The sequence below is a fragment of the Aureimonas sp. ME7 genome (genome assembly GCF_903970965.1).
Classification (GTDB): Bacteria; Pseudomonadota; Alphaproteobacteria; order Rhizobiales; family Rhizobiaceae; genus Aureimonas.
Genome location: NZ_CAJCKW010000006.1, coordinates 212,432 through 235,632 on the forward strand (window position 1 = coordinate 212,432; position 23,201 = coordinate 235,632).

Consider the following 23,201-nt stretch of genomic DNA (forward strand, 5'->3'; position numbering starts at 1 on the left):
GGAGCCTGCCTGGTTTTTCCGAACATCTTCTTCAGCACCGCCATCGCCCCTTGCGATACCTAGTAAAGCTATACTACACCAGAGGGAACGGCGGATGGGATTTCCAGCCATCCGTCACGGCACGCAGGACGACTCGATGTTCGCAGCATACGATTCCAAGCTTTTCATCGCCGGCGAGTGGCGGACGGGAACGGGCGAGCGCCTGCCGGTCGAAAACCCGGCGACCGGCGAGATCATCGGCCATATCGCCGCGGCGAGCGCGGACGAAGTCGATGCCGCCGTCTCGGCCGCACGTGCGGCCTTCCGCCCTTGGGCAAAGCTTGCCCCGAAGGAACGCTCCTCAGCGCTTCACCGCTTGGGCGAGGTGGTCGCAGCGCGTGCCGACGCCATGGCCCTCATCATGACGAGCGAGCAGGGCAAGCCTCTCAACGAGGCGCGCGGCGAAATTCTGAAGCTGGCCGAAGCCTGCCACTTCTACGCCGAGGAGGCCGAGCGGGTTCACGGCGAGATCGTGCCGGGCGCGACCACCGACCATGAAAGCATGGTGATCCGCGAGCCGATCGGCGTGGTGGGGGCGATCACGCCCTGGAACTACCCGGCCGAGCTGATCGGCTGGAAACTGTGCGGTGCGCTGGCCGCCGGTTGCACGATCGTCATCAAGCCGGCCGAGCTCACCCCCTTCACCGCGCTCGCCATCGCAGAGGCATGCGTGGAGGCGAAGATCCCGGCCGGCGTCGTCAACGTCGTGACCGGCAAGGGTTCGATCGTCGGTCAGGCGCTGGTCGAGCATCGGGATATCGACAAGATCGCCTTTACCGGCTCCAGCGCGGTCGGCCTTCACATCCAGCGTTCGACCCCCGTGGTGCGGCGCATGTCGCTGGAACTCGGGGGCAATTGCCCGCTCGTGGTTGCACCCTCCGCCGACCTCGACGCGGCGGTCAAGGGTGCGGCCCGGCGCGCTTTCCGCAACATGGGCCAGATCTGCATCGCGGTGAACCGCATCTATGTCGCCCGGCCGCACTACGAGGCTTTCCTGGCCAAACTGAAGACGGCGGTGGAACGGCTGACCATCGGCAACGGTCTGGACAAGCCCGACGCGGATCTCGGCGCCATGGCCTCGGCCGAACCCTTGAACAAGACGCGCGAGCACCTGGCCGACGCCCTGGACAAGGGGGCGCGCCTCGTTTCCGGTGGTTCGGCGCCGGACGGCGAAGCCTTCTCGCGCGGGCACTTCTTCCGGCCGACGGTCCTGGCCGACTGCACCCACGAAATGAAGGTGATGACGGAGGAAACCTTCGGCCCCCTCGTCGGCGTCGCGCCCTTCGACACGCTGGACGAGGCGGCCGATCTCGCCAACGACACGCCCTATGGTCTGGCGTCCTACGTCTATGCACGCGACGTGAACGAGGTCCGCGCCCTGTCGCTCCGGCTCGACTACGGCAACGTGGCGGTCAACAACGTGGACGCCGGCGTGATGAACGCGCCCTATGGCGGGCGCAAGCAGAGCGGCGTCGGCTACGAACACGGGCGCGAAGGCATGCTGGAATACATGCACTTCAAGCATATCCGCATCCGCTACGACGAGGCACGTTGATCCCATGACCGAGTGTCTTCTCGGGATCGACATCGGCACGTCCGGCTGCAAGGCGATCTTAATCGGCTTCGACGGCGCGGTGCTGGCAAGCGCGACGCAGAGCTATCCCTTGTCCCAGCCCCGCCCGGGCTGGAGCGAGCAGGACCCGGCCGATTGGGTGGACGGGGCGCGCCGGGCCGTGGCTGCGGCACTTGGCCATCGCGCGGATCTGTCGGTTCGAGCGATCGGCCTGTCCGGTCAGATGCACGGGCTGACGCCGCTCGACGACGCCCATCGTCCCTTGCGTCCCGCCATTCTTTGGAACGACCAGCGCAACGGCCGCGAATGCGACGAGGTGGTGGAGCGCGCAGGCGGCGAGGAGGCGCTCCTCGCACTGACCAACAATCGCATGCTGGTCGGCTACACCGGGGCCAAGATTCTCTGGATGCGCGCCCACGAGCCGGCGCTTTTTCAAAAGCTTCGCCACGTCCTCAACCCGAAGGACTACCTGCGTCTCGTTCTGACCGGAGAATTGGCGACCGAAGTGTCCGACGCATCGGGCACGGGCCTTTTCGACGTGCGGACGCGCCGCTGGTCGGACGCGCTCCTCGACCGACTGGAACTGCCGGGCGAAATCCTGCCGAAGGCGTACGAATCTTCGGTCGTCAGCGGCCGCCTCAGCGCGTCCGGCGCATCGCTCCTCGGGCTTCGCGAAGGCATTCCCGTGGTGGGCGGCGGCGGCGACAGCGTGATCCAGACGCTGGGCTCGGGCGTCATCGCGCCGGGCGAGTTGCAGACCACGATCGGTACCGCCGGCATCGTCGCCTGCGCGCTCGATACGCCGCGCCCCAATCCGGGCGGGCGGCTGCAGGTCTTCTGCAACATCGATCCCGCCAAGTGGCATTGCATGGGTGTTTCGCTGAACGCGGGCGGAGCGATGAACTGGTTCCGCCATCTGACCCAGGAGCTGGGTGGGGGGGGCGAGCCACCATCGTTCGACACGCTGGCGGATCGTGCGGCCCAAAGCCCCGTGGGAGCCCGGGGCCTCCTGTTCCTGCCCTATCTCTTCGGTGAGCGCTGCCCGCATCCCGATCCGGCCGCGCGCGGCGCCTTCGTCGGCCTGACCGCCCGCCATGGGGGCGCGGACATGACGCGCGCGGTGATGGAGGGCGTCGCCCATGCGCTGCGCGACATCTTTGCGGTGATGGAAGAAGCCGGCATCGGGCGCACCGTCGTGAAAGCCTCGGGCGGCGGCGCGCGCTCTCCCCTCTGGCGTCAGATGCAGGCCGATCTCTTCGGCTGCGACGTGGTGACCACGGAGGGCGCAGCCGAAGGCGGCGCCTTCGGTGCGGCGCTCGTGGCAGGCGTCGGCATCGGCGCCTGGCCGGATGCGACGGCGGCCGCCGCGCTCTGCCGCACCGTCACGAGAGAAGAGCCAGCAGAAGAGGCCGGCGCCGTTCTCGCCGAGGCCAACCGCATCTACCGCACCCTTCATTCCGCTCTCGCGCAGGCCTCGGCCGATCTCGGCCAGCCGCGCCTGGACCCGTGACGGAAGGCCAAGGAGTCCTTTGCCGATGCCCTCAACCGCTCCCCATCCCCACGTTCTGATCTTCGATCTCGACGGAACGCTGATCGACAGCGCCCACGACATCGCGGCTGCCGTCAACGAGTATCTCGCCTCCCGGGGCTGGCCGGCGCAGGACCCCGCCTTCGTGGAAGGCTTCATCGGCAACGGACCGCGCCGGCTTCTTCTGGATCTTCTGAAATCGACCGGCCTGCCGCACGACAACGCCACGGTGGACGAAGCGGTTTCGACCTATATCGCCAACTACGAGCGAAACCCCACGCGCCATACCCGTTTCTACCCGCATGTCGAGGAGGACCTGCGACGGCTCCACCGCTCGGGTTTCAGCCTCGGCCTTTGCACCAACAAGCCGCACGCCCTGACGCTGAAGGTGCTCGATCTTCTGGGCATCGCGTCCTTGTTCGAGGCCGTCGTCGGGGCCGATGCGGCGCCCGCCTGCAAACCCGATCCGGCTCATCTTCTGGCCGTGTGCGAACTAATGGGCGCTGACCGGAACCATGTCGCCTATGTCGGCGATACGGCGGTGGACCAGGCGACGGCCGCGAGCGCCGGCATCCCCTTCCATGCCGTGCCCTGGGGCGGCGGGTCGCTCCTCCAGGTGGAGCCGGGCTTTCGGCTGGAACGGCTCGCCGATCTCCTGGCGCTTCGGCCCGCCGCCGAGTTCAGGTCCGCATGGGCGCGATGACCGGAAGCCTTCTCCAGCGCATCGTCACCGAACGCGACGCGATGGGCGCCGCGGAGCGGCGCGTGGCCGATTTCGTCGCCACGGACCCCGGCAGCGTCATTCACATGAGCATGGCCTCCTTGTCGCAGCGATGCTCGGTCAGCGATCCGACGATCATGCGCTTCTGCCGCCGTTTCGGCTTCGAAGGCTACGGCGATTTCAAGCTGTTCCTAGCGCAAAGTCTGGTGCCGTCCGCGCCCTTCGCATACGAGCAGATCATCCCCGGCGATTCCATCGCCAACATCGTGCGCAAGACGGCGCGCAATTCCCTGAACGCCATCCAGCGCGCGCTGGAGGATCTCGAGCCGCCGCAGATCGAGGAGGCGGCCAAAGTGCTGCAGGGGGCGACCTGGATCGGCATCTACGCTTCGGGCATCTCGGAGATCACCGCACTCGACGCCGAGCACAAGTTCCAACGCCTCGGCATTCGCTGCGAAGCGCTGATCGGGCGCAAGAAGCAGTGGCTCCACGCTGAAACCTCGCGGCCCGGCGAGGTGGCGCTGATCTTCTCGCAATCCGGACATACCAGGCAGATGGTTGATATCGCGACGGCGGTTCGCGCCGGGGGCGCCCGGGTCGTCTCCGTGACGGCCGCCGACAGCCCGCTCGCATCCGTTACCGACGCCCTGGTGGCCGTCGTGCCCTATGACAGGACCGAGCTCCTGACGCCGCTCGCCTCGCGGCTCAACCATCACCTGGTGGTCAACATGCTCGTCACTTCGATCGCGATGATCGGCGGCAGCGAGTTTCCCGATCAACTGCCGGCGCTCGATTCCTGGCAGACCGAAAAGATCTGAAAGTCCCCGCATAGGACCTTCGAAACCCGCGCCAGCAACGGCGACGCGCGACACAACAAGCTTGCAGGGAGTATCCGCATGAGCACGCAGGACGAAGCGAAGAAGGTCGCGGGACGACGCGTCATCGAGGAGTTCGTCAGGGACGGGATGAAGCTCGGCCTCGGCTCGGGCACCACCTCGCACTTCTTCGTGCGCGAACTCGGCCGGCACGTGGCGGGCGGCATGCGCCTGACGTGCACCACCACTTCGCGCGCCACCAACGAGGTCGCGCGCGAAGCGGGCATCGCGCTCACCGACCCGAACGAGATCGGCGAGCTCGACCTGACGATCGACGGGCCGGACGAGATCGACCGGCAGTTCAACATGATCAAAGGCGGCGGCGCATGCCTCCTTTGGGAGAAGATCGTCGCCCATGCGTCCAAGCGCATGATCACGATCTGCGACGAGACGAAGATCGTCGATCGGCTGGGTGCCTTTCCCCTGCCTGTCGAGGTCGTTCAATTCGCCTGGAAGCAGACCCGACGCATGGTGGAGGGGACGCTTGTCGAGCACGGCATCGAAGGCGCGGCGATCGAGCGGCGCATGCGCGATGGACAGCCGGTGATCACCGACAGCGGTCACTTCATCCTGGACTGCCGCTGCGGTCCGGTTCTTTCCGACCCCGGCCCCTTGGAAACCGCGCTGAACCGAATCCCAGGCGTTGTCGAGAACGGCCTCTTCACGCGCGAGTCGGCCGGCATGGTCGTCGGTCGGCTCGACGGCAGCTCGGATGTCCTCCTTCGATAGACCTAGTAAAGCAATATTTTCTCGTTCGAGTACCAATCGCTATCCAAGCAGCTAGCCGGGAATTCTGCGACATTCGCCCGTTTTCACGGCTGATCTGCACCGATTGGGTCGAACCGAGCGGGGATCCCTTGACGGCTCGCCAAAACAGCTAGTAATCCTACATCAACATCTCTGGGAGGAGACCATGAGCCCCATGTCACAGATCAATCGTCGTCAGGTCCTGCAAGCGGGCGCCGCCCTTGGCGCCACCGCCATGCTGGGAGGCCGTGCCTTCGCGCAAGGCTCCGGCTTCGTGCCCTACAGCAACAAAAGCCTCGACTACTATTTCTTCGTCATTCAAGAAGAGGCCGTGAAGCGCGCCGTGGAAGCGCAGCAGTGGCGCTTCCAAGCCACCAATGCCAGCTTCGACAACACGCGCCAGCTCGAGCAATGGCAGAGCCTCATGCTCAGCCAGCCGAGCGCCATCGTGTCCGACCCCATCGACAGCCAGGCGATCGTCAGCGCCATCCGCCGCTACAACGCCCGCAAGGTTCCCGTCGCCATCATCGACACGCCGGCCGACGGCGGCGACGTGGCGATCACCGTGTCCTTCGACAACAAGCTCGGCGGCGTGATGGCGGCGCAGGAGATCGTCAAGCGCCTGACGGCCAAGTACGGCAGCCCCAAGGGCACGGTGCTGAACTGCTTCGGCGCGCTCCAGAGCGTCGCCTGGCGCCAGCGCAAGGAAGGCATGGACGAGGAGTTCGCCAAGTATCCCGACATCAAGTATCTCGCCCGCCCGACCGAAGGCGCGCTGGACCAGATGCTGGCGGTGACGCTCTCCACCCTGTCCGAGTTCCCCGACCTCGACGCCGTCCATGCCCCCAGCGACTCGCCCTCGCGCGGCATCGTCACCGCCCTCCAGCAGCGCGGTCGCTGGAAGAAGGTCGGCGAGGAAGGCCACGTCATCTTCGTCAACATCGACGGCGAGCCGATCGCGCTCAAATGGATCCAGGAAGGGTTCATGGATGCCTGCGTCTCGCAGGACCCGATCGCCTACGGCGAGATCGCGGTCGAGATGCTGCAGAAGCATGCCATTCCCGGCGAGGCCGTGCCGCTCGGCACGTATGAGAACAAGAAGTACTTCTGGGAGAAGGGCGAGATCGTGGCGGGTGCGACCGGGCCTACCCTGATCATCCCTCCCTTCGTGATCGAAGCCTCGAATGCCGACGACAAGCGCCACTGGGGCGCAATTTCCGAAAAGGAATGGGGCATCCCCTATTCCTGATCCATCGCCCTGACGGGGCGCGGGAAGCTGAAGCTCGCCCGCGCCCGATCCGCCCGATGAGGAGGCTTCCATGACGACGATCCAACCGGCCGAACATGCGCCGCTCAGGCCCGGTCCGATCGTCCTGCGCACGGACAAGCTCGAGAAGCGCTATGGCGGCGTCCTTGCCCTTTCCGACGTTTCGGTCGCCATCCGCCGCGGCACGATCCATGGGCTTCTCGGCGAGAACGGCGCGGGCAAGTCCACCTTGGTGGGCCTGATCTCCGGCCAGCGCACGCCCACGGGCGGCACCATCTATCTCGACGAGACCCCCGTCGAGCACGCCGACGTGAAGGCGATGGAGAAGGCCGGCATCTTCCTGGTCACGCAGGAGCCGATGATCGTCGATCATATGAGCGCGGCGGAAAACCTGATGCTCGGTATCTGGCCGCGGCGTTTCGGCTTCGTCGCCTGGAAGCGGCTACGTCTTGACGCCGCGCGCATGCTGGAAGGATCGGGCATCGATGGCCAAGCGCTGGCCGGTCGGCTCGACGCGGTGGCGCGGCGCAAGCTCAACATCCTGCGCGCCATGTTCAGTGGCGGCAAGATTATTATCCTTGACGAGCCCACCGCCGCTCTCAACGTCGAAGACCGTGCGCAGCTCTTCGACTTCATGCGCCAGTTGAAGAGCGAGGGCGTCACCTTCATCTTCATCTCGCACTATAACGACGAGATCCTTGAAATCTGCGACGCCTGCTCGGTCTTGCGCGACGGACGGCTTGCGGGCGGTACGGAGGACGTTCGATCGCTGACGTCGGAAAAGCTCTCCGAGCTCGTGCTCGGCCGCGACCTCGCGCTGTTCCAACGCGAGCGCCGCACTTTTCCGCTCGAGGCTCCCGCCCTGCATCTGCGCGACATCCGCGCCGGGACCCTCGACGTTCCCGAACTGCGCATCCGTCCGGGCGAGATCCTTGGCTTCACGGGCCTACCGGGCGCAGGTGCCAAGGAGTTGGCGCGCGTCATCTTCGGCCTCCTGCCCGCCCGCTCCGGCACGATCGCCCTTGCCGATGGCGACACGTCGCCCCGCCCGCTACCGCGCAATCCCCGCGAGGCCTTCGACCGGGGGATCGCCTTTCTGTCGGACGACCGGCGCCGCGACGGCTCGGTCGGGGGCATGTCGATCGCGGCCAACCTGTCGCTTTCCTCCCTGCCGGGCGTCTCGAAGCTCGGCTTTTTCCGACGCGGCGCGGAAGTGGGGCTTTCGGCACGCTATTTCTCGGCCATGGGCATCAAGGCCGCTGGGCCGGATGCCGCAGTCGATACGTTGAGCGGCGGCAACCAGCAGAAGGTGGGCCTCGGTCGCGTGCTGGCGACCCGACCCCGCCTCCTCATTCTCGACGAGCCGACGCGCGGCATCGACGTCGGCGTGAAGCAGGACGTCCTGCGCATCATCGACGACCTGACGCAGGACGGTGTTTCGGTGATCGTCGTGTCCACCGACACGGACGAGATGGTTCGCATCGCCGACCGGGTCTGCGTATTCGACAAGGGCCGCATCGCCGACGAGTTCGCCGGCGCCGAGATCACGAACGAAAGGCTGCGTGGTCTCGCCGAAGGCTGAAGAACCCGCAGCATCCACAGGATACGCCATGACCCCCCCGTCCATCAGCCTTTCCTCTTCGCCAGCCTCCGCCGCCACGCCGCCGCCGGCAGCGCCCAAGCCCGCCGGTCGCTCCGCCACCGGCTGGATCCTGCACAACGTGGTCTGGATCTGGCTGATCGCACTCGTCGTTCTCTTCGGCGTCTTCAATCCCTACTTCTTCACCCTGTTCAACCTGCAGAACATCATGGTCCAAGCGACCGTTCTCGGGATGATCGGCCTTGCCGTGTCCCTGCCGCTCCTCGTGGCCGAGATCGACCTGTCGCTGCCGGCCAATCTCGGCTTCTCGTCGGCCATCGGGGCGCTGGCCTATTCCAACCTCGAGCTGCCTTGGTTCGTCGCCATGCTGGCAGGCGTCGGCGTTGCGACGTTGATCGGGTTCTTCAACGGCCTCTGCATCACCAAGCTGCGCATGGTCTCGCTGATCGAGACGCTCGCCATGATGATCATCCTGGAAGGCGCGCTCCTTGCCCTGACGCAGGGGCGTACCATCACCAACATGGCGGACGGCTATATCTGGATCGGGCAGGCGGCGGTGGGCGGCTGGCCGATCATGCCGCTCATCTTTGTGATCGCGCTTCTCGCCATGGGAATTCTCCTCACGCGGACGATCCTTGGGCGCAGCATCTATGCGGTGGGCGGCAACGCGGTGGCCTCCAACTCCGCCGGCATACGCGTCGATCGGATCAAGATCGCGACCTATACGATCGCCGGCTTCCTGGCGGGCGTCGCCGGCTTCCTGCTGGCGTCCTGGCAGATGGCGATCACCTCCAACCAGGGGTCGAGCTATCTCCTTTATGCGATTGCCGCCCCCATCATCGGCGGGGTCAGCGTCTTCGGCGGACGCGGCAACGTGGTCGGCGTTCTCGGCGGCGTTCTGCTCCTTACCGTGATCCAGGTCGGCCTTGCCATCGTCAACGTGCCCTCGTTCTATGTCGGCATGATCGGCGGCTTCATGATCTTCATCGCGGTCGCGATCGACGCACTGCGCGTGCGCTACTTCAGCTGACCGCCTCCTCGCCGGGTCTCTCGAGGCGGATCAATGGCGGCTCGCGAGGCGCATCGAAGATAGGGGCATCACGGGATGTGGTCCTGACCCGTGAAACTGGTCCGGACTATGTGAGAATTTTCGGGCACGATTTCTCGGCGAGAGGAGAGAGCCGATGCCCAAGAAACGGTTCACGAACGAGCAGATTGCCTTTGCCCTGCGGCAGGCGGAGAACGGCACGCTGGTTGGCGAGATTTGCCGCAAGATGGGGGTCGCCGAGGCGACGTTCTATCGGTGGAAGAAGGTCTATGCCGGGATGGGCGTATCGGAGATCCGGCGCCTGAAGCAGCTCGAGGAGGAGAACGCCAAGCTGAAGCGGCTGGTCGCGGATCTCAGCCTGGACAAGACGATGCTGCAGGATGCCCTGCAAAAAAGTGGTGAAGCCCGTCCGGCGCCGCGAGGTGGTCCGGCACTTCCAGGCGGCGTTCGCCATGTCGGAGCGCCGGGCCTGCCAAGGCCAGCGGCTTTGGACGGGCGCCCCATCGCTACAAGTCACGCCGCGATCCTGCTCCGGCGCTGCGCATGCGGTTGAAGGACTTGGCCGCGAGCCGGGTTCGCTACGGGTATAGGCGCCTACACGTCCTGCTCCAGCGGGAGGGGCGGGTCGTCAACCACAAGCGCGTGTACCGGCTCTACAGCGAGGAAGGGCTGTCGATCCGCACGCGAAGCCCGAAGCGCCGCCGGTCCTCGCGGTACCGGGTGGGTCGGGCCACGGCGGAGCATGCCAACGAGGTCTGGTCGATGGACTTCGTATCGGACCGGCTGTTCGACGATCGGCCGTTCCGGATCCTGACGATCCTGGACTGCCATACGAGAGAAGCTCTTGCGACCTGTGCGAGGACGAACTTCCGGGCGTATCAGGTCGCCGAGGAGTTCGACCGGCTCATTGCCCTTCGCGGCAGGCCGGCGAGCATTCGGGTGGACAACGGCCCGGAGTTCGCCGGTCGGATGCTCGATCAATGGGCCTACCTGAACAAGGTCGAGTTGGACTTCTCGAGGCCGGGAAAGCCGACGGACAATGCCCTCATCGAAGCCTTCAACGCCCGCCTACGCAGCGAATGCCTGAACGCCTCCTGGTTCTTGTCCATGGCCGATGCCCGGTCCCGGATCGACGCGTGGCAAGAGGACTACAACCACCACCGTCCGCACACGAGCCTGAAAAACTTGACCCCGGCCGAGTTCGCAGATCAACTCAGAAGAGCCCGAGAACTCTCATGACACATGGGCCAAAGTCCGGGTCAGGACCAAAGCCCGCCATGTATTAGATTTGAACCGGGCCACCTAACGGGGGCAGGCCACCGAAGCGGTCGCGCAACCCGCACGTATCGGATCTTCCAGCTCCAACAGTTAGAGCCGAGCTATCCCCATTGCCACAGTGAACGCGGGTCATCCGACGGTGGTTGGACCCGCCGTCAACTTCTGATTTTGCACGAGACTGACTCACCTTTCCAACGCGTTAGAGCGGGTCGCGGCATGTTCGCCAAGTCGAAGTTACGTCGGCTTCGGTCGGGGTTGTCGTTGGGAAAGCGCGACGCTGTGAAGAATAGCGGACGTTCGAGCACCACTCGGTTGTCCTCGATCCGGATCACACGCCCGTCATCGAAAACACTGGCATGGCTGAAGTCAGACAACTTGACATCCCATTCGAACATCGTCATTTTTCATGATAATAAACGAGTTCAAAATGATGAACATATTTGGGGGCAGGTTTTGAGTGGGCGTGGTGCGGAGCGAATCCTCGATCTGCTGGAATGGTTGTCCGCTCGCTCGGAAGGTGTTTCGCTGACCGAAGCCACGCTTGCGCTCGACATGCCCAAGAGCAGCGGCCTGCTTCTCCTGCGATTGCTGACCGAACGCGGCTACGTCGAGCGGTCGAAGAAAGGAACCTACTCGCTGGTTCGCCTTCCTGGAGAGGTCCGCTCGGACACGGAAGCCTGGGGCACGCTTCTACGTCTCAGCGAGGCTCCCTTGCGTGAGGCGGTGGAGGCTTCGAACGAGACGGGCTTCGTGGCCGTGATGCAGGATACTCAGATCCGCTATCTCACCAAAAGGCTGCCCGCCCGGGAGATCCGCTACGATCGCGACATTACGCATCTACGGCAGGCCCATCAGGTGGCGAGCGGTCTGGCGATCCTGTCCGGCTTAGACGAAGCGTCGCTCCGTGCCTATCTCGACGTCGCCGTGCCAACGCACGAAGCGCGGGCGGAAATAATCGCGACGATTGCCAAAGCCCGTGAGACTGGCTGCGCCGTCAATCTCAAGGGTGTCGTCGAGGGTGCGGCAGGCGTTGCCTCACCGATCCGCGATGCGAACGGGAGCATCGTCGCCGCCATCAACCTATCGGGGCCGCGCGAGCGCATCGTCGCTCATGTCGCCGAACTCACCGACATCGCCATCCGCACGGCACAAAAGGTTTCGGAGGACCTCGCGCGGCGAAGCCGGACCAAACCAGCATCCAAGGGAGGAAGTTGAAACATGACCAAGATCAAGCTGGCCGCATGGGCGCTCGGCGCCGCCATCATATCGACGGGCGTAGCCAACGCGCAGGATGCCAAAGTGCCTGAAGGCTACCCCGCCGACTATCAGGCCGTGATCGACGGCTCGCGCGGCGAGAACGGCCTCGTGATCTATTCCAACATGGCGGATAACAACTGGGGACCGATCCTCGAGGGCTTCCGCGCCGCCTATCCCTGGATCAAGGTCGAGACGCTCGACCTCGGATCGGGCACCGTGCATTCGCGCTGGGAAGCGGAAGCCGGCTCGGGCTCGCGGACGGCCGACATCCTCATATCGGGCGCCAACGACCGCTGGGCTTCCTACGGCATCGACGGCAAGATGATGCCCTACGACAGCCCGGAGTTGTCCAAGCTGCCGGACTTCGCCAAGCCCTACCCGGGCGTCGCGGTTCTCTCGGCCGATCCGCTGGTCATCACCTACAACGCCGCGCTCCTGAGCGAGGACCAGCGCCCGACGGGCTTCGCCTCGCTGGTCGAGGACGCGCTCGCCGACAAGGGCACGTTCGACGGCAAGATCACCACCTATGACGCCGCCCGCAACTCGTTCGGGCTCGCGGCGTGGTGGAACTACATGAAGGTCAAGGGCGACGACGGCTGGAAGCAGCTCGCCTCCATCGGACCGATGATCCGGGGCGAGGTCTCCGGCGGCCCGATGAACGAGAAGATCGCGACCGGCGAATACGTCACCGGCATCGCGGTCTCGGGCATCACCATCTTCCCGCGCCTGGAACAGCCGGGCGGCGAACTCCTCGGGTTCGCCTTCCCCGACGACGGCACGATCATGATGCTGCGCGGCATGGGCATTCCCAAGGGCGCGGTCAATCCGAACTCGGCCAAGCTCTTCGTCGACTACGCCCTCAGCAACGCGGGCCAGACCCTGATCGGCAAGGGAGGCCTGACGCCCTACCGCGACGACGTCGACGAAAAAGAGGTGCGCTACACCTTCCAGGGGATCGCCAAGGAGGTCGGCCAGGACAAGCTCATCGTCGCCGGCTTCGACAAGGGCCTGATCGACGAGGCGCCTGCCTTCGTCGAAAAGTGGAACGCCGCGATGGCCGGGCGCTGATCGCCCGACCCGCCGGGCGCGGCCGACGAACGCCGCGCCCCCACATCCTCGATCAGCGGATCCTAGCCATGACAACGACCGCGCTGGACCGGGCCGAGACGCCCGGCCTCGACCGCTCGCGCCTGATCTTCTGGGGCGTCGCCCTGGTGACGACCCTTCTCGTGGTCGGCCCGATCGCCCCCATCATCGCGCAGGCCTTCCTCGACAAGCCGCTCTACGCGCCCGACACCGAATGGACGCTGACGAATTTCGCGCGCCTGTTCGGCGACCCCGCGATCCTTACCATCTTTGGCAACACGCTCTACTTCGCGGTGCTGACCATGGTGGTGGCGCAGATTTTCGGCTCCGTGATGGCCGTCGTGATCGGTCGCACCAACCTGCCCGGGCGCAAGTGGATCGGCGAGATCCTGATCTGGCCGCTTTTCGTCTCCAACTTGGTGATCGCCTTCGGCTGGCTGACCATGTACGGCCCCTCGGGCTACGTCTCGCTCGCCGTGCGCTCGTGGTTCGGCTTCATCCCTTGGAACCTGTATTCGCTCACCGGGATGGGCATCGTCGCCGGCCTCAGCCAGGCGCCGTTGGCCTATCTCATGTGCCTGGGCGCCGTGACCAAGGCCGACGCGCAGCTCGAGGACGCCGCCCGCTCCGCCGGAGCCGGGCCGTTCCGCGCGCTCTTCTCGGTCACCGTGCCGATGATGCGCCCCGCCATGATCTACTCGGCGGTGCTGAACTTCGTGATCGGCGTCGAGATGCTGGCGATCCCGCTTCTCTTCGGGGCGCCGAGCGGCATCAACACGGTGACCACCTTCCTCTACAATGTCGGCATCAACGCCGCGGTGCGGCCCGACTACGGCATCGTCGGCGCCGCCGCCCTGATCCTGCTTCTCGTGGTGGCCGGCCTCGTCTGGCTCCAGGGCTTCCTGATGAAGGGCTCCGGGCGCTTCGTCACCGTGCGCGGCAAGGCGAGCCGGGCCTCGACGCTCGATCTCGGCCCCTGGCGCTGGATCGCCTTCGCACTGGTCGGGACCTATGTCCTCTTCACCATCGTGGCGGTCTTCGCGGGGCTGGTGATGCGCTCGGGCGTCAGCTTCCTCACGCCGCTCATCCCGTTCTGGAAGCTCCTCTCAACCGCCAACTACGAGACCGTCTTCGCTTCGGACACCTATGTCCGCTCGATCGTCAACTCGGTGCTGATCGCCCTGATCGGCGGCGTCATCGGCACGTTCTTCATCGCCGTCGTCGCGCTTGTCGCCCGGCGTTCGGAGTTCCGCTTCGCACGGCCTCTAGAGTACGTCGCGCTCTTCCCGCGCTCGCTGCCCGGCATCATCGCGGGCCTTGGCTTCTTCTACGCCGTGGTCTGGATCCCGGGGCTCGACGTGATCCGCGGCACGATCGTCATCCTGATCATCGCGTTCATCCTGCGTTACATCCCGGTCGGCTTCGGCGCCATCGCGCCCGCCCTCTCGCAGATCGGCGACGAGTTGGACAGGGGCGCGCGCATCTCCGGCGCCGACTGGTGGACCACGGTCACGCGGATCATCCTGCCGATCCTCAAACCCGCACTCTTCTCCTGCTTCGCGCTGCTCTTCATCCACTTCTTCAAGGAATACGTGACCGCCGTGTTCCTCTACCAGCCGGGGTCCGAGATCATCGGCTCCACCATGCTGCAACTGAGCGCGCAAGGGGACAACGGACCGGTGGCGGCCCTCGCCACGATCCAGGTCGTGATCACCGCCCTCTTCGTCATCCTCGCGCGCCGCGTTTTCGGAGCCAAGATCTATGGCTGACCTCGTCCTCGATCACCTCACCATCCGCTACGGCGGCGTCACCGCCGTCAATGACATCTCGCTGACTGTGGGCAAGGGCGAATTCCTGACCTTCCTCGGCCCCTCCGGCTGCGGCAAGTCGACGACGCTGTTTTCGATCGCCGGGCTCAACCACGCGACGTCGGGCACGATCCGCATCGGCGACACCGTGCTCTTCGACGGCGGCAGGGGCATCTCCGTACCGCCGGAGCGACGCGACATCGGCCTCGTGTTCCAGTCCTACGCACTGTGGCCTCACAAGACGGTGGCCGAGAATCTCGCCTTTCCTCTCAAGCTGCGCAAGCTCGGCCGCGCGGAGCGCGACGAGCGCATCCGCGAGGCGCTCTCGCTCGTGGAGATGATGCCCTATGCGGAGCGCTACCCGTTCGAACTATCGGGCGGCCAGCAGCAGCGCGTGGCGCTCGCCCGCGCGCTGGTCTACCGGCCGCGCCTCCTGCTCCTCGACGAGCCTCTATCGAACCTCGACGCCAAGCTGCGCGAGCGCGCCCGCGTCTGGCTGCGCGAGCTCCAGGAGCGCCTCAACGTCACGACCATCTACGTCACGCACGACCAGGCCGAGGCGCTGGCGGTCTCCGACCGCATTGCAGTCATGAGCATGGGCCACCTGCGCCAGCTCGGCACGCCGAAGGAGATCTACGAGAACCCCGCCGACGCCTTCGTGGCCGACTTCATCGGCTCGTCCAACTTCCTGACCGGCAGCATGATCGGCGAGGCCGGAGGCCGCGCACGGATCCGCCTCGGTGACGGCACCGAACTCTCCGTCCCGGCGGGCCGCCCGTCTGCGGACGGCGGGCTGGTCGTCGCCGTGCGGCCCGAGCGGATCGAGCTCGTCGACGGACCGGGAGAGAACGCCATTCGCGTCGAGATCGCGCAGGGCACCTATCTCGGCTCCGTCTATCAGTACGAGGTCTCGGGCGGCGGTTCGCGCTTCCGCATCCAGACCACTCGCCCCGTCGAGAGCGGGACCGCGTTCGTTCGCATCCCGCCGGAAGCGGCCGCGATCTTCGCGGCCGGGCCGGACGCGAGCTGAGGAGCGACGGCATGATGAAACCCCAAGACGTCGTCCGCTTCGATGCGGATGCGGGCGGCCCATTGGCGGGCGTCCGCGTGCTCGACCTGTCCCGCCTCGTCGCGGGCAACATGCTGTCCGTACAGCTCGCCGACTTCGGTGCCGACGTGATCAAGATCGAGTCCGCCTCGGGCGATCCCTTGCGGGACTGGACCGACGACGGCCAGTCGCTCCACTGGAAGACCTACGGGCGCAACAAGCGCTCGATCCTGCTCGATCTGCGCCAAGCGGAGGGCATGGAGGCGCTGCGCGCGCTTCTGCGCACCGCCGACGTCTTCATCGAGAACTTCCGACCGGGCACGCTGGAAACGATGGGACTCGCGCCCGAGCGGCTTCTGGAAGCGAATCCGGACCTCATCGTGGTGCGCATCTCGGGCTTCGGCCAGACCGGCCCTTATGCGCAATATCCCGGCTTCGGGACGCTCGTCGAGGCGATGAGCGGCTTTGCCACGCGCACCGGCTTTCCGGACCGCGAGCCCGTGCTGCCGCCTCTCGCTCTCGCCGACATGATCTCCGGCGTCTATGGGGCACAGGCCGTGACCATGGCGCTTCTCGCACGAGAGAAAGGTCAGTCGCGTGGCCAGGTGATCGACCTGTCGCTCCTGGAGCCGATGTATGCCGTTCTCGGCCCGGAGGCGGCGATCCACCGCGTCACCGGCAAGGTGAAGCAGCGCACCGGCTCGGCATCGAACACGGTCTCGCCGCGCAACGTCTACCTCTGCTCCGATGGAAAATACGTGGCGCTGTCGGGCTCGATGCAGGTCGTCGCCATGCGCATCTTCGACATCATCGGCCGGCCCGAGATGAAGACCGACCCGCGTTTTGCCACCAATGTCGAGCGCGTGCGAAACCGAGCGTTGGTGGATGAGGCGGTGGGCGCCTGGTTCACGCGCCACACGCGCGACGAAGCGCTGCGTATCATGCGCGAAGCGGGCGCGACCGTCGGGCCGGTCTACGACATCGCCGACATCGCCGCCGATCCGCATTTCGCCGAGCGCGGCGTGATCGTCGAAGTGGAGGATGCCGACAACGGCTCCCTCCCCATGCACAACATCCTGCCTCGGATGTCGGGCACGCCCGGCGGCTGGCGTCGCCCGGCCCCTCGGCTGGGCGAGCATACGGACGAGATCCTCGCCGAGATCGGCCTCGAGCGCGCCGCCGAGCCGCAAGCCCGGAGGAGTTCGTCGTGATCCGCTCCCTCCTCTACGTTCCCGGTACGAGCGATCGCTTCATCGCCAAAGCGCACGAACGCGGCGCCGATGCCATCATCGTCGATCTCGAGGATGCGGTGGTGGCCGAGCGCAAGACGGAGGCGCGCGAGGCGCTGGCGGCAACGGTCGACGCAGTGCGCCGTGGCGGTGCGCTCGTTTTCGTACGCATCAACAACGAGCCGTCCCTCCTCAAGCCGGACGCCGAGGCCGCCTGCCGGGCAGGTGCGGACGGGCTCTACGTCCCGAAGGTCGCCGACGCCGACCTTCTCTCGGACCTTGCCGCTCATCTCGCGCCGATCGAGGCGGCACTCGGGCGGCGCCCGCTCGACTTCGTGCCGCTGATCGAGGATCCCGGTGCTGTCTTCGATGCGCGCGCGATCGCGAGAGGGCCGCGCGTCCTGGCGCTGAGCGCCGGCGCCGAAGACATCGCGACGGCCATGGGCGCCGAGCCGGTGCCCGACGTGCTGCGCCTGCCCAAGCTGCTCATCCATATGGCGGCCAAGGCGGCCGGCGTACTATCCTTCGGCCTTCTTCGCACGGTGGCGGACTATGCCGACCGGGACGCGATGGTTGCGGCTGCCCGCGAAGCCCGGCAGTTCGGCTTCGACGGCGCGAGCTGCATCCATCCCAGCGTCGTGCCCGTCCTCAACGACGCCTTCTCGCCGAGCGAGGCCGAGCTGGCCTTCGCGCGCAAGGTCGTGGCGGCCGATGCGGCGGCCCGGCGCGAGGGCCTCGGTGCCTACAAGGTGGATGGACGCTTCGTCGACGCGCCGATCGTCCGCCGCGCCGAGATGACCCTGGCACGCGAGACGAACATACCAACCCCAGCGCGGAGTGCATGATGCCCGACGCATCGCATCCAGAGGGCACGCGCGCGCGCCGCGTCCTCGTCACCCACAATTCGATCGCCCCCTCGGCCGTCGAGCTTCTCAACCGCAACGACATCGACGTGTTCTTCTCGCCGCCTTACGACGCGCCGGAGATTGTGGCCGAACGCGCGTGCGAGTTGGCGGTCGATGCGATCATGGTCCGGCAGGGCAAGGTCAACGACCTCGTCATCGGCGCGTCGCCCAAGCTCAAGCTCATCGTCAAGCACGGCGTCGGCATCGACAACATCGATGTCGCCAGCGCGGCGCGGCGCGGCATTCCGGTCCTGCGCTCCCTCAACAGCAACTCGCTCGCCGTTGCCGAGCACACGATCGCACTGGCGCTGACGCTCCTCAAGGAAGTCACCTGGCTCGATCCGGCCGTGAAGCGCGGCGAATGGCCGAAGCCGACCTTTACCGGGCGCGACATCGCCGGCTCGGTGATCGGCCTCGTCGGCTTCGGAGCGATCGGCCGCGAGACCGGACGCCTCGCCGAGGCGCTCGGTATGGAGGTCACGGTCCACGACCCGATGGCCGCGCCGGGCGCGATCGAGGCGGCGGGCCATACGCGCGCCGACCGTCTCGACGATCTTCTCGCGTCGGCCGATATCGTCAGCCTCCACTGCCCTTTGACGCAGGCGACGCGCCATCTCATCGACGCCCCTCGCCTTGCCCGGATGAAGCCGACGGCGTTCCTCGTCAACACGGCGCGCGGCGGCATCGTGGACGAGGCGGCGCTGGCCGAGGCGCTCGTCGAGCGCCGCATCGCCGGGGCTGCGCTCGACAGCTTCGCGAGCGAGCCTCCCGCCCCCGACAGCCCGCTCTGGGACCTGCCGAACCTCGTCGCAACCCCGCATATCGGCGGCGTCACGGCCGGGTCCGCCCGAGCCATGGCCGAGATCGCCGCCCGACACATCATCGACGTCCTCGACGGCAAGGCGCCCGATGCGGCCAGCCTGTCCTCGCCCGACGCCTTCGCTGCCTGACATCATTCGAGGACCGAACGCATGCCCGTAGGCTTCCGAATCAACCGGACTTGGACCCGCATCGCCTCGGCGATCGTCGCCGACGCACGAACCCTTCCGGTCGCCAATGTCAGCGACTGCATGTCGCGCATCGCGGCCGGAGGCCCGCAGCTTCGCCCGATGCACCGGGACGGCGTCCTGGCCGGCCCGGCCCTCACCGTGCGCACACGGCCCGGCGACAATCTCATGCTTCACAAGGCGATCGACATGGCAGAAGCCGGCGATGTGATCGTGGTGGATGCCGGAGGTGACTGCACGAACTCGCTGATGGGCGAACTGATGCTGGCTCACGCGATCGGACGCGGCGTCGCCGGCTTCGTGCTCTACGGCGCGATCCGCGACGCCGAGGCGTTCCAGGCGCGCAACCTCCCGGTCTTTGCGCTCGGCATCACGCATCGCGGCCCCTATCGCACCGGTCCCGGTGAAATCGGCTATCCCATCTCGTTCGAGGGCATGACCGTCATGTCAGGGGACCTGATGCTTGGCGACGGGGATGGCGTGGTGGCCATCGCACGAACGGATGCCGCGACCGTCATCGCCGCAGCCCACCACAAGCATGCGGCGGAAACGCGTCAGATGGCGGAGACGGAAGCCCGCACCGTGGACCGCTCCTGGGTGGACAAGGCGTTGGAAGCGGCTGGTTGCACGTACGAAGATGCGCACGTCCTATGAGATCGCTGGCCGCGTCCGCTCCTCAGATTTAAGGGTCAGGACCCATTGATTTGAAGCGTGCCGTTTGATTCAGGCTTTATCCGGGGGACTGGATATAAGCGACCTGTACTAGCTGAAGGACGAGCAGATGGAGCGGCTTCGTCTGTTCTTTCCTAAGAGCCACGGCAGGCCACGTATCGACGACCAGCGGGTTCTAAGCGGCATCATCTTCGTCAACCGCAACGGGCTGTGATGGCGCTATGGGCCCGCGAAGACGCTTTACAACCGCTGGAAGCGTTGGGGTTGAAGCGGGTGCCTTCGTCCGAATGATGGAAGGTCTGGCAGCAGCCAATGCCGATCCCAGGACCGTCATGATTGATGCGACCTATCTGAAGGCCCGTCGCACGGCATCGAGCCTCGCGGTCAAACAGAGAAGCTTGGTCGCTTGATCGGCTGCACAAAGGGGGCCTGAACACCAAGCTCCACGCAGTGGCCGATGCGAACGGACGGCCCTTGAACTTCTTCATGACCGCCGGGCCGGTCAGCGACTATGAAGTGAAGGGCATTAAGCCCTGCATTCCAGGCCGAAAGTCTCGCTGCGCGCCTGTCAAATACGACAAACGCCGCTACCGTCACCGCAACCACATCGAGATCATGTTCGCGCGGCTCAAGGACTGGCGCCGCGTTGCCATCCGCTACGACTGGTGCCCAACCGTCTTCTTCTCCGCCATCGCGCTGGCTGCCACAGTCCTCTTCTGGCTCTGAGCTATGAGTCCTGACCCTAACATGCCTCAAAAACTTGGAAGCCTAATTCAGGCAAGAACACTTTTCAGTGGGCAGGCCAGTGAAGCGTCCAGCTGGCGGCACCGTCCCAAAACCTTTCGAGCGTTGCACGGCAAAAAGCCGGAGTGAGCCTATTGCGCTGATGACGGCCCCAGTTCGCGTCGCCCCGAGGCGAGAAAGCACCCGATCGCTTCGACCGCATCGAGACAACGACACGAGACTGTGGACAACGGGCTTCAGTTCGGCAGCGCGTAGGCGATGACGTAGTCGCCGCGATCCTGGGACTGGCGAGCGCCGCCAGCCGAGATCACCACGTATTGCCGACCCGTCTTGGGAGACTTGTAGGTCATCGGCCCGCCTTGGCTGCCGACGGGAAGGCGCGCCTTCCACACCTCCTCGCCCGTGCCCGAATCGAAGGCGCGCAGGTAGTAGTCCTGCGTCCCGGCGATGAACACGAGCCCACCCTGCGTGGCCAGCGTTCCGCCCAGCGTCGGCATGCCGACGGGAATCGGGACGTGCATCTTGATGCCGAAGGGACCGGTATCCTGGACGGTGCCGACCGGCACCTGCCAGGCGATCTTCCGGGTCTTCAGATCGATCGCCGTCAAGGAGCCGAAGGGCGGCTTCTGGCAGGGGATCTGGAGCTGCGACAGGAACCGGTTCTTGTTGACCGAATAGGGCGTGCCCTTGAGGGGAACCGCGCCCATGCCCGTGTTGGGCGCTTCGCCGCCGTTGTTCTCCTCGGCCTTCTTTTCCGGTGGCGTCGTGCCGGTCGGGTTGCTGTTCATCGCCGCGACCTCAGCCGGCTGCTGCGGCACCATCTGCACCCAAAGGCCGAGGCGCATGTCGTTGAGGAACGCATACTGGGCGTTCGGGTCCACCGACAGTCCGCCCCAGTTCATGCCGCCGAGCGAGCCGGGAAAACTCAGCGAGGTGTCGGTGTCCGGCACGGTATAAAGGCCGTCGTAGCGCATCGACTTGAACTGGATGCGGCACAGGAGCTGGTCGAAGGGGGTGGCGCCCCACATGTCGGCCTCGCTCAGCGTCTCGGCACCGATCTGCGGCATGCCGACGGAGCGCGGCTGCGTCGGCGAATACTGCTCGCGCACGACGTCGCCGGCCTTGACCGGTTGCTCCACCACCTCCGTCAACGGGCGCCCGGTGGCCCGGTCGAGCACGTAGACCTGGCCCGCCTTGGTGCCGAAGAGGACGGCCGGAACGGTGGCGCCGCCCCCGGTGGGGAAATCGATCAGCGTCGGCTGCATCGGCACGTCGAAGTCCCAAAGGTCGTTGTGGACCGTCTGATAGACCCACTTCTCGCGTCCCGTGGTGGCGTCCAGCGCCAGGATGGAGGCGCCGTAGCGGTGGTCGAGCGGGGTGCGGGTGCCGCCCCAAAGGTCGACGGACGGGCTTCCGACCGGCATGAACACGGTGTTGGACGCCGCGTCGTAGGTCATCGGCGCCCAGACGTTGGGGGTCGAGCGGGTATAGGTCTGCCCTTCCGGCGGCAACCTGGTGATGGCCGGATTGCCGGGATCGAAGGCCCAGCGCAACTCGCCTGTGACGACGTCGAAGCCGCGCATCACGCCGCCCGGCATGTCGACCTGCACGTTGTCGGCGATGCGGCCGCCGACGACCGCCGTGGTGCCGGCGATCGTCGGCGGCGAGGTGAGCTGGTACTGGGGGTCGGGGGCGTTGCCGAGGCCCTCCTTCAAGTCGACGCGGCCGTTCGCGCCGAAGTCCGGGCAGAAGGCGCCGGTGTCGGCGTCGAGCGCGATCAGCTCCGCCGTGATCGTGTTCATCAGGATGCGGCGCTGACAGGGCGCGCCGGGCGCGACCGCCACGGGGGCGGGCGGCGTGGAGCCGGGCGCGCTCGGCCGGGCGAGCGGCGCCGTGGCGTCGAAATAGCCGAGCCCGCGGCAGCGGTTCCAGACCGTGGAGCGGGCGTTGATCTCGTTCTTCCAGATTTCGCGCCCCGTGTCGGCATCGAGCGCGACGACGTTGTTGTGCGGCGTGCAAAGGAAGACGCGGTCGCCGATCTGAAGCGGGGTCTGCTGGTCCTCCGCCTCGTTGCCGGTCGGGCTGAGCGGCGTGTCGCCGGTATGGTAGGTCCAGGCCATCTCGAGCCGCGAGACCGTGTCGCGGTTGATGTCGTCCAGGGCCGCGAACCGCGTGCCGCCGGCATCGTTGCCGTAATGCGACCAGTTCGTCGGCGGGGCGTCGGTGGCCACGGGCGTCAGCTCGGTGGTGCCGACGGCGCGCACGTCCGGGTGGGGCTGGAACATGCCGTAGGCGGTCGCCGCGCAGGCCAGCGCGACCACCGTCGCCCCGCCATGGGCCAGGCCCGTCAAGGAAGACCGGCCCGAGGCGCGGCGCAGGAGCGGCAGGGACGCCAAGACGACGACCAGACCGACGGCCATCGCAAACAAGCGCGACACCAGCGGCCAGAAGGCCAGCCCCGCTTCCCAGACCGCCCAAGCCGCCGTTCCCGCCACGACGAGCGCGAACAGGCCGGCGCCGGACGCCCGGCGCCGAGCGACCTGGAGGCCGGACACGCAGATCAGGACGCCGGACACCAGGAAGTACCAGCTTCCGTCCAGCGACAGAAGCTTCACCCCGCCTACCACGAAGAAGGCGCCGGCTGCGAACAGGACGAGGCCCAGGATCGCGAGCCAGATGCGAGCGAGGGTACCGATACCTTGCGTGGAATGGGCCATGACGACGGGGTTCCGCTTCCGGGGATTGGCGTTCCCGCAAGTCTTCGCACAT

General features: G+C 66.3%; 17 protein-coding genes and 2 pseudogenes. 18 read left to right on the forward strand and 1 reads right to left on the reverse strand.

The window, feature by feature from the left end; genetic code table 11:
- Positions 1–94: 94 nt before the first annotated feature.
- The 18 genes and pseudogenes from H7A85_RS12620 to H7A85_RS12705 all read left to right on the forward strand — a co-directional run bounded on the left by H7A85_RS12620 (position 95) and on the right by H7A85_RS12705 (position 20,414).
- Positions 95–1,594 (forward strand): NAD-dependent succinate-semialdehyde dehydrogenase, encoded by a 1,500-nt coding sequence (locus H7A85_RS12620; RefSeq protein ID WP_182086286.1) that lies wholly within the window; start codon positions 95–97, stop codon positions 1,592–1,594.
- 4 nt (positions 1,595–1,598) lie between these two features.
- On the forward strand, positions 1,599–3,122 hold the full coding sequence (gene xylB, locus H7A85_RS12625) for a xylulokinase (protein WP_182086287.1): 1,524 nt from the start codon (positions 1,599–1,601) through the stop codon (positions 3,120–3,122).
- 25 nt (positions 3,123–3,147) lie between these two features.
- Entirely contained in the window at positions 3,148–3,843 is a 696-nt protein-coding gene (locus tag H7A85_RS12630; RefSeq protein ID WP_182086288.1) for an HAD-IA family hydrolase, read from the forward strand.
- On the forward strand, positions 3,831–4,679 hold the full coding sequence (locus H7A85_RS12635; RefSeq protein WP_244631171.1) for a MurR/RpiR family transcriptional regulator: 849 nt from the start codon (positions 3,831–3,833) through the stop codon (positions 4,677–4,679). The genes H7A85_RS12630 and H7A85_RS12635 overlap by 13 nt, the downstream gene beginning before the upstream one ends.
- A gap of 78 nt (positions 4,680–4,757) precedes the next feature.
- Entirely contained in the window at positions 4,758–5,465 is a 708-nt protein-coding gene (rpiA, locus tag H7A85_RS12640) for a ribose 5-phosphate isomerase A (RefSeq protein ID WP_182086289.1), read from the forward strand.
- Between the two features lie 193 nt (positions 5,466–5,658).
- The gene (locus H7A85_RS12645) at positions 5,659–6,732 is read left to right on the forward strand and encodes a substrate-binding domain-containing protein (RefSeq protein ID WP_244631172.1); all 1,074 of its coding nucleotides are present in this window, start codon (positions 5,659–5,661) and stop codon (positions 6,730–6,732) included.
- A gap of 70 nt (positions 6,733–6,802) precedes the next feature.
- On the forward strand, positions 6,803–8,332 hold the full coding sequence (locus tag H7A85_RS12650) for a sugar ABC transporter ATP-binding protein (RefSeq protein WP_182086291.1): 1,530 nt from the start codon (positions 6,803–6,805) through the stop codon (positions 8,330–8,332).
- 28 nt (positions 8,333–8,360) lie between these two features.
- Positions 8,361–9,380: an ABC transporter permease gene (locus H7A85_RS12655; protein WP_182086292.1), complete on the forward strand. Its 1,020-nt coding sequence runs from the start codon at positions 8,361–8,363 to the stop codon at positions 9,378–9,380.
- Between the two features lie 154 nt (positions 9,381–9,534).
- A pseudogene (locus H7A85_RS12660) lies at positions 9,535–10,637 on the forward strand (IS3 family transposase).
- A gap of 414 nt (positions 10,638–11,051) precedes the next feature.
- Positions 11,052–11,891, forward strand: a complete 840-nt coding sequence (locus H7A85_RS12665) for an IclR family transcriptional regulator C-terminal domain-containing protein (protein ID WP_210270252.1) — start codon at positions 11,052–11,054, stop codon at positions 11,889–11,891.
- Positions 11,892–11,894: 3 nt separating this feature from the next.
- Positions 11,895–13,001, forward strand: a complete 1,107-nt coding sequence (locus H7A85_RS12670) for an extracellular solute-binding protein (protein WP_182086293.1) — start codon at positions 11,895–11,897, stop codon at positions 12,999–13,001.
- A 68-nt stretch (positions 13,002–13,069) separates the two neighbouring features.
- Positions 13,070–14,788: an iron ABC transporter permease gene (locus H7A85_RS12675; protein ID WP_182086294.1), complete on the forward strand. Its 1,719-nt coding sequence runs from the start codon at positions 13,070–13,072 to the stop codon at positions 14,786–14,788.
- Positions 14,781–15,857: an ABC transporter ATP-binding protein gene (locus H7A85_RS12680; RefSeq protein ID WP_182086295.1), complete on the forward strand. Its 1,077-nt coding sequence runs from the start codon at positions 14,781–14,783 to the stop codon at positions 15,855–15,857. The genes H7A85_RS12675 and H7A85_RS12680 overlap by 8 nt, the downstream gene beginning before the upstream one ends.
- 11 nt (positions 15,858–15,868) lie before the next feature.
- Complete coding sequence (locus H7A85_RS12685; RefSeq protein WP_244631173.1) at positions 15,869–17,086, forward strand: CoA transferase; 1,218 nt, start codon at positions 15,869–15,871, stop codon at positions 17,084–17,086.
- Positions 17,083–17,949: a CoA ester lyase gene (locus H7A85_RS12690; RefSeq protein ID WP_182086296.1), complete on the forward strand. Its 867-nt coding sequence runs from the start codon at positions 17,083–17,085 to the stop codon at positions 17,947–17,949. Before H7A85_RS12685 ends, H7A85_RS12690 begins: the two co-directional genes overlap by 4 nt.
- Positions 17,949–18,959, forward strand: coding sequence for a hydroxyacid dehydrogenase (locus H7A85_RS12695; protein ID WP_182086297.1), 1,011 nt, complete (start codon positions 17,949–17,951; stop codon positions 18,957–18,959). The genes H7A85_RS12690 and H7A85_RS12695 overlap by 1 nt, the downstream gene beginning before the upstream one ends.
- 21 nt (positions 18,960–18,980) lie before the next feature.
- Positions 18,981–19,670, forward strand: a complete 690-nt coding sequence (locus H7A85_RS12700; RefSeq protein ID WP_182086298.1) for an RraA family protein — start codon at positions 18,981–18,983, stop codon at positions 19,668–19,670.
- A 127-nt stretch (positions 19,671–19,797) separates the two neighbouring features.
- Positions 19,798–20,414: pseudogene (locus tag H7A85_RS12705) on the forward strand (transposase).
- Between the two features lie 254 nt (positions 20,415–20,668).
- On the opposite strand, the gene H7A85_RS12710 reads toward H7A85_RS12705, so the two are convergent.
- Positions 20,669–23,149 (reverse strand): membrane-bound PQQ-dependent dehydrogenase, glucose/quinate/shikimate family, encoded by a 2,481-nt coding sequence (locus H7A85_RS12710; RefSeq protein WP_182086299.1) that lies wholly within the window; start codon positions 23,147–23,149, stop codon positions 20,669–20,671.
- Positions 23,150–23,201 lie beyond the last annotated feature (52 nt).

What these genes read in the sequence shown, in the direction of transcription:
- H7A85_RS12620 (WP_182086286.1), top strand. Translation starts at nt 95, where the DNA reads ATGGGATTTCCAGCCATCCGTCACGGCACGCAGGACGACTCGATGTTC.
- H7A85_RS12685 (WP_244631173.1), top strand. Translation starts at nt 15,869, where the DNA reads ATGATGAAACCCCAAGACGTCGTCCGCTTCGATGCGGATGCGGGCGGC.
- H7A85_RS12630 (WP_182086288.1), top strand. Translation starts at nt 3,148, where the DNA reads ATGCCCTCAACCGCTCCCCATCCCCACGTTCTGATCTTCGATCTCGAC.
- rpiA (WP_182086289.1), top strand. Translation starts at nt 4,758, where the DNA reads ATGAGCACGCAGGACGAAGCGAAGAAGGTCGCGGGACGACGCGTCATC.
- H7A85_RS12710 (WP_182086299.1), bottom strand. Translation starts at nt 23,149, where the DNA reads ATGGCCCATTCCACGCAAGGTATCGGTACCCTCGCTCGCATCTGGCTC.
- H7A85_RS12700 (WP_182086298.1), top strand. Translation starts at nt 18,981, where the DNA reads ATGCCCGTAGGCTTCCGAATCAACCGGACTTGGACCCGCATCGCCTCG.
- H7A85_RS12655 (WP_182086292.1), top strand. Translation starts at nt 8,361, where the DNA reads ATGACCCCCCCGTCCATCAGCCTTTCCTCTTCGCCAGCCTCCGCCGCC.
- H7A85_RS12635 (WP_244631171.1), top strand. Translation starts at nt 3,831, where the DNA reads ATGGGCGCGATGACCGGAAGCCTTCTCCAGCGCATCGTCACCGAACGC.
- H7A85_RS12670 (WP_182086293.1), top strand. Translation starts at nt 11,895, where the DNA reads ATGACCAAGATCAAGCTGGCCGCATGGGCGCTCGGCGCCGCCATCATA.
- H7A85_RS12650 (WP_182086291.1), top strand. Translation starts at nt 6,803, where the DNA reads ATGACGACGATCCAACCGGCCGAACATGCGCCGCTCAGGCCCGGTCCG.
- H7A85_RS12695 (WP_182086297.1), top strand. Translation starts at nt 17,949, where the DNA reads ATGCCCGACGCATCGCATCCAGAGGGCACGCGCGCGCGCCGCGTCCTC.
- xylB (WP_182086287.1), top strand. Translation starts at nt 1,599, where the DNA reads ATGACCGAGTGTCTTCTCGGGATCGACATCGGCACGTCCGGCTGCAAG.
- H7A85_RS12645 (WP_244631172.1), top strand. Translation starts at nt 5,659, where the DNA reads ATGTCACAGATCAATCGTCGTCAGGTCCTGCAAGCGGGCGCCGCCCTT.
- H7A85_RS12675 (WP_182086294.1), top strand. Translation starts at nt 13,070, where the DNA reads ATGACAACGACCGCGCTGGACCGGGCCGAGACGCCCGGCCTCGACCGC.
- H7A85_RS12680 (WP_182086295.1), top strand. Translation starts at nt 14,781, where the DNA reads ATGGCTGACCTCGTCCTCGATCACCTCACCATCCGCTACGGCGGCGTC.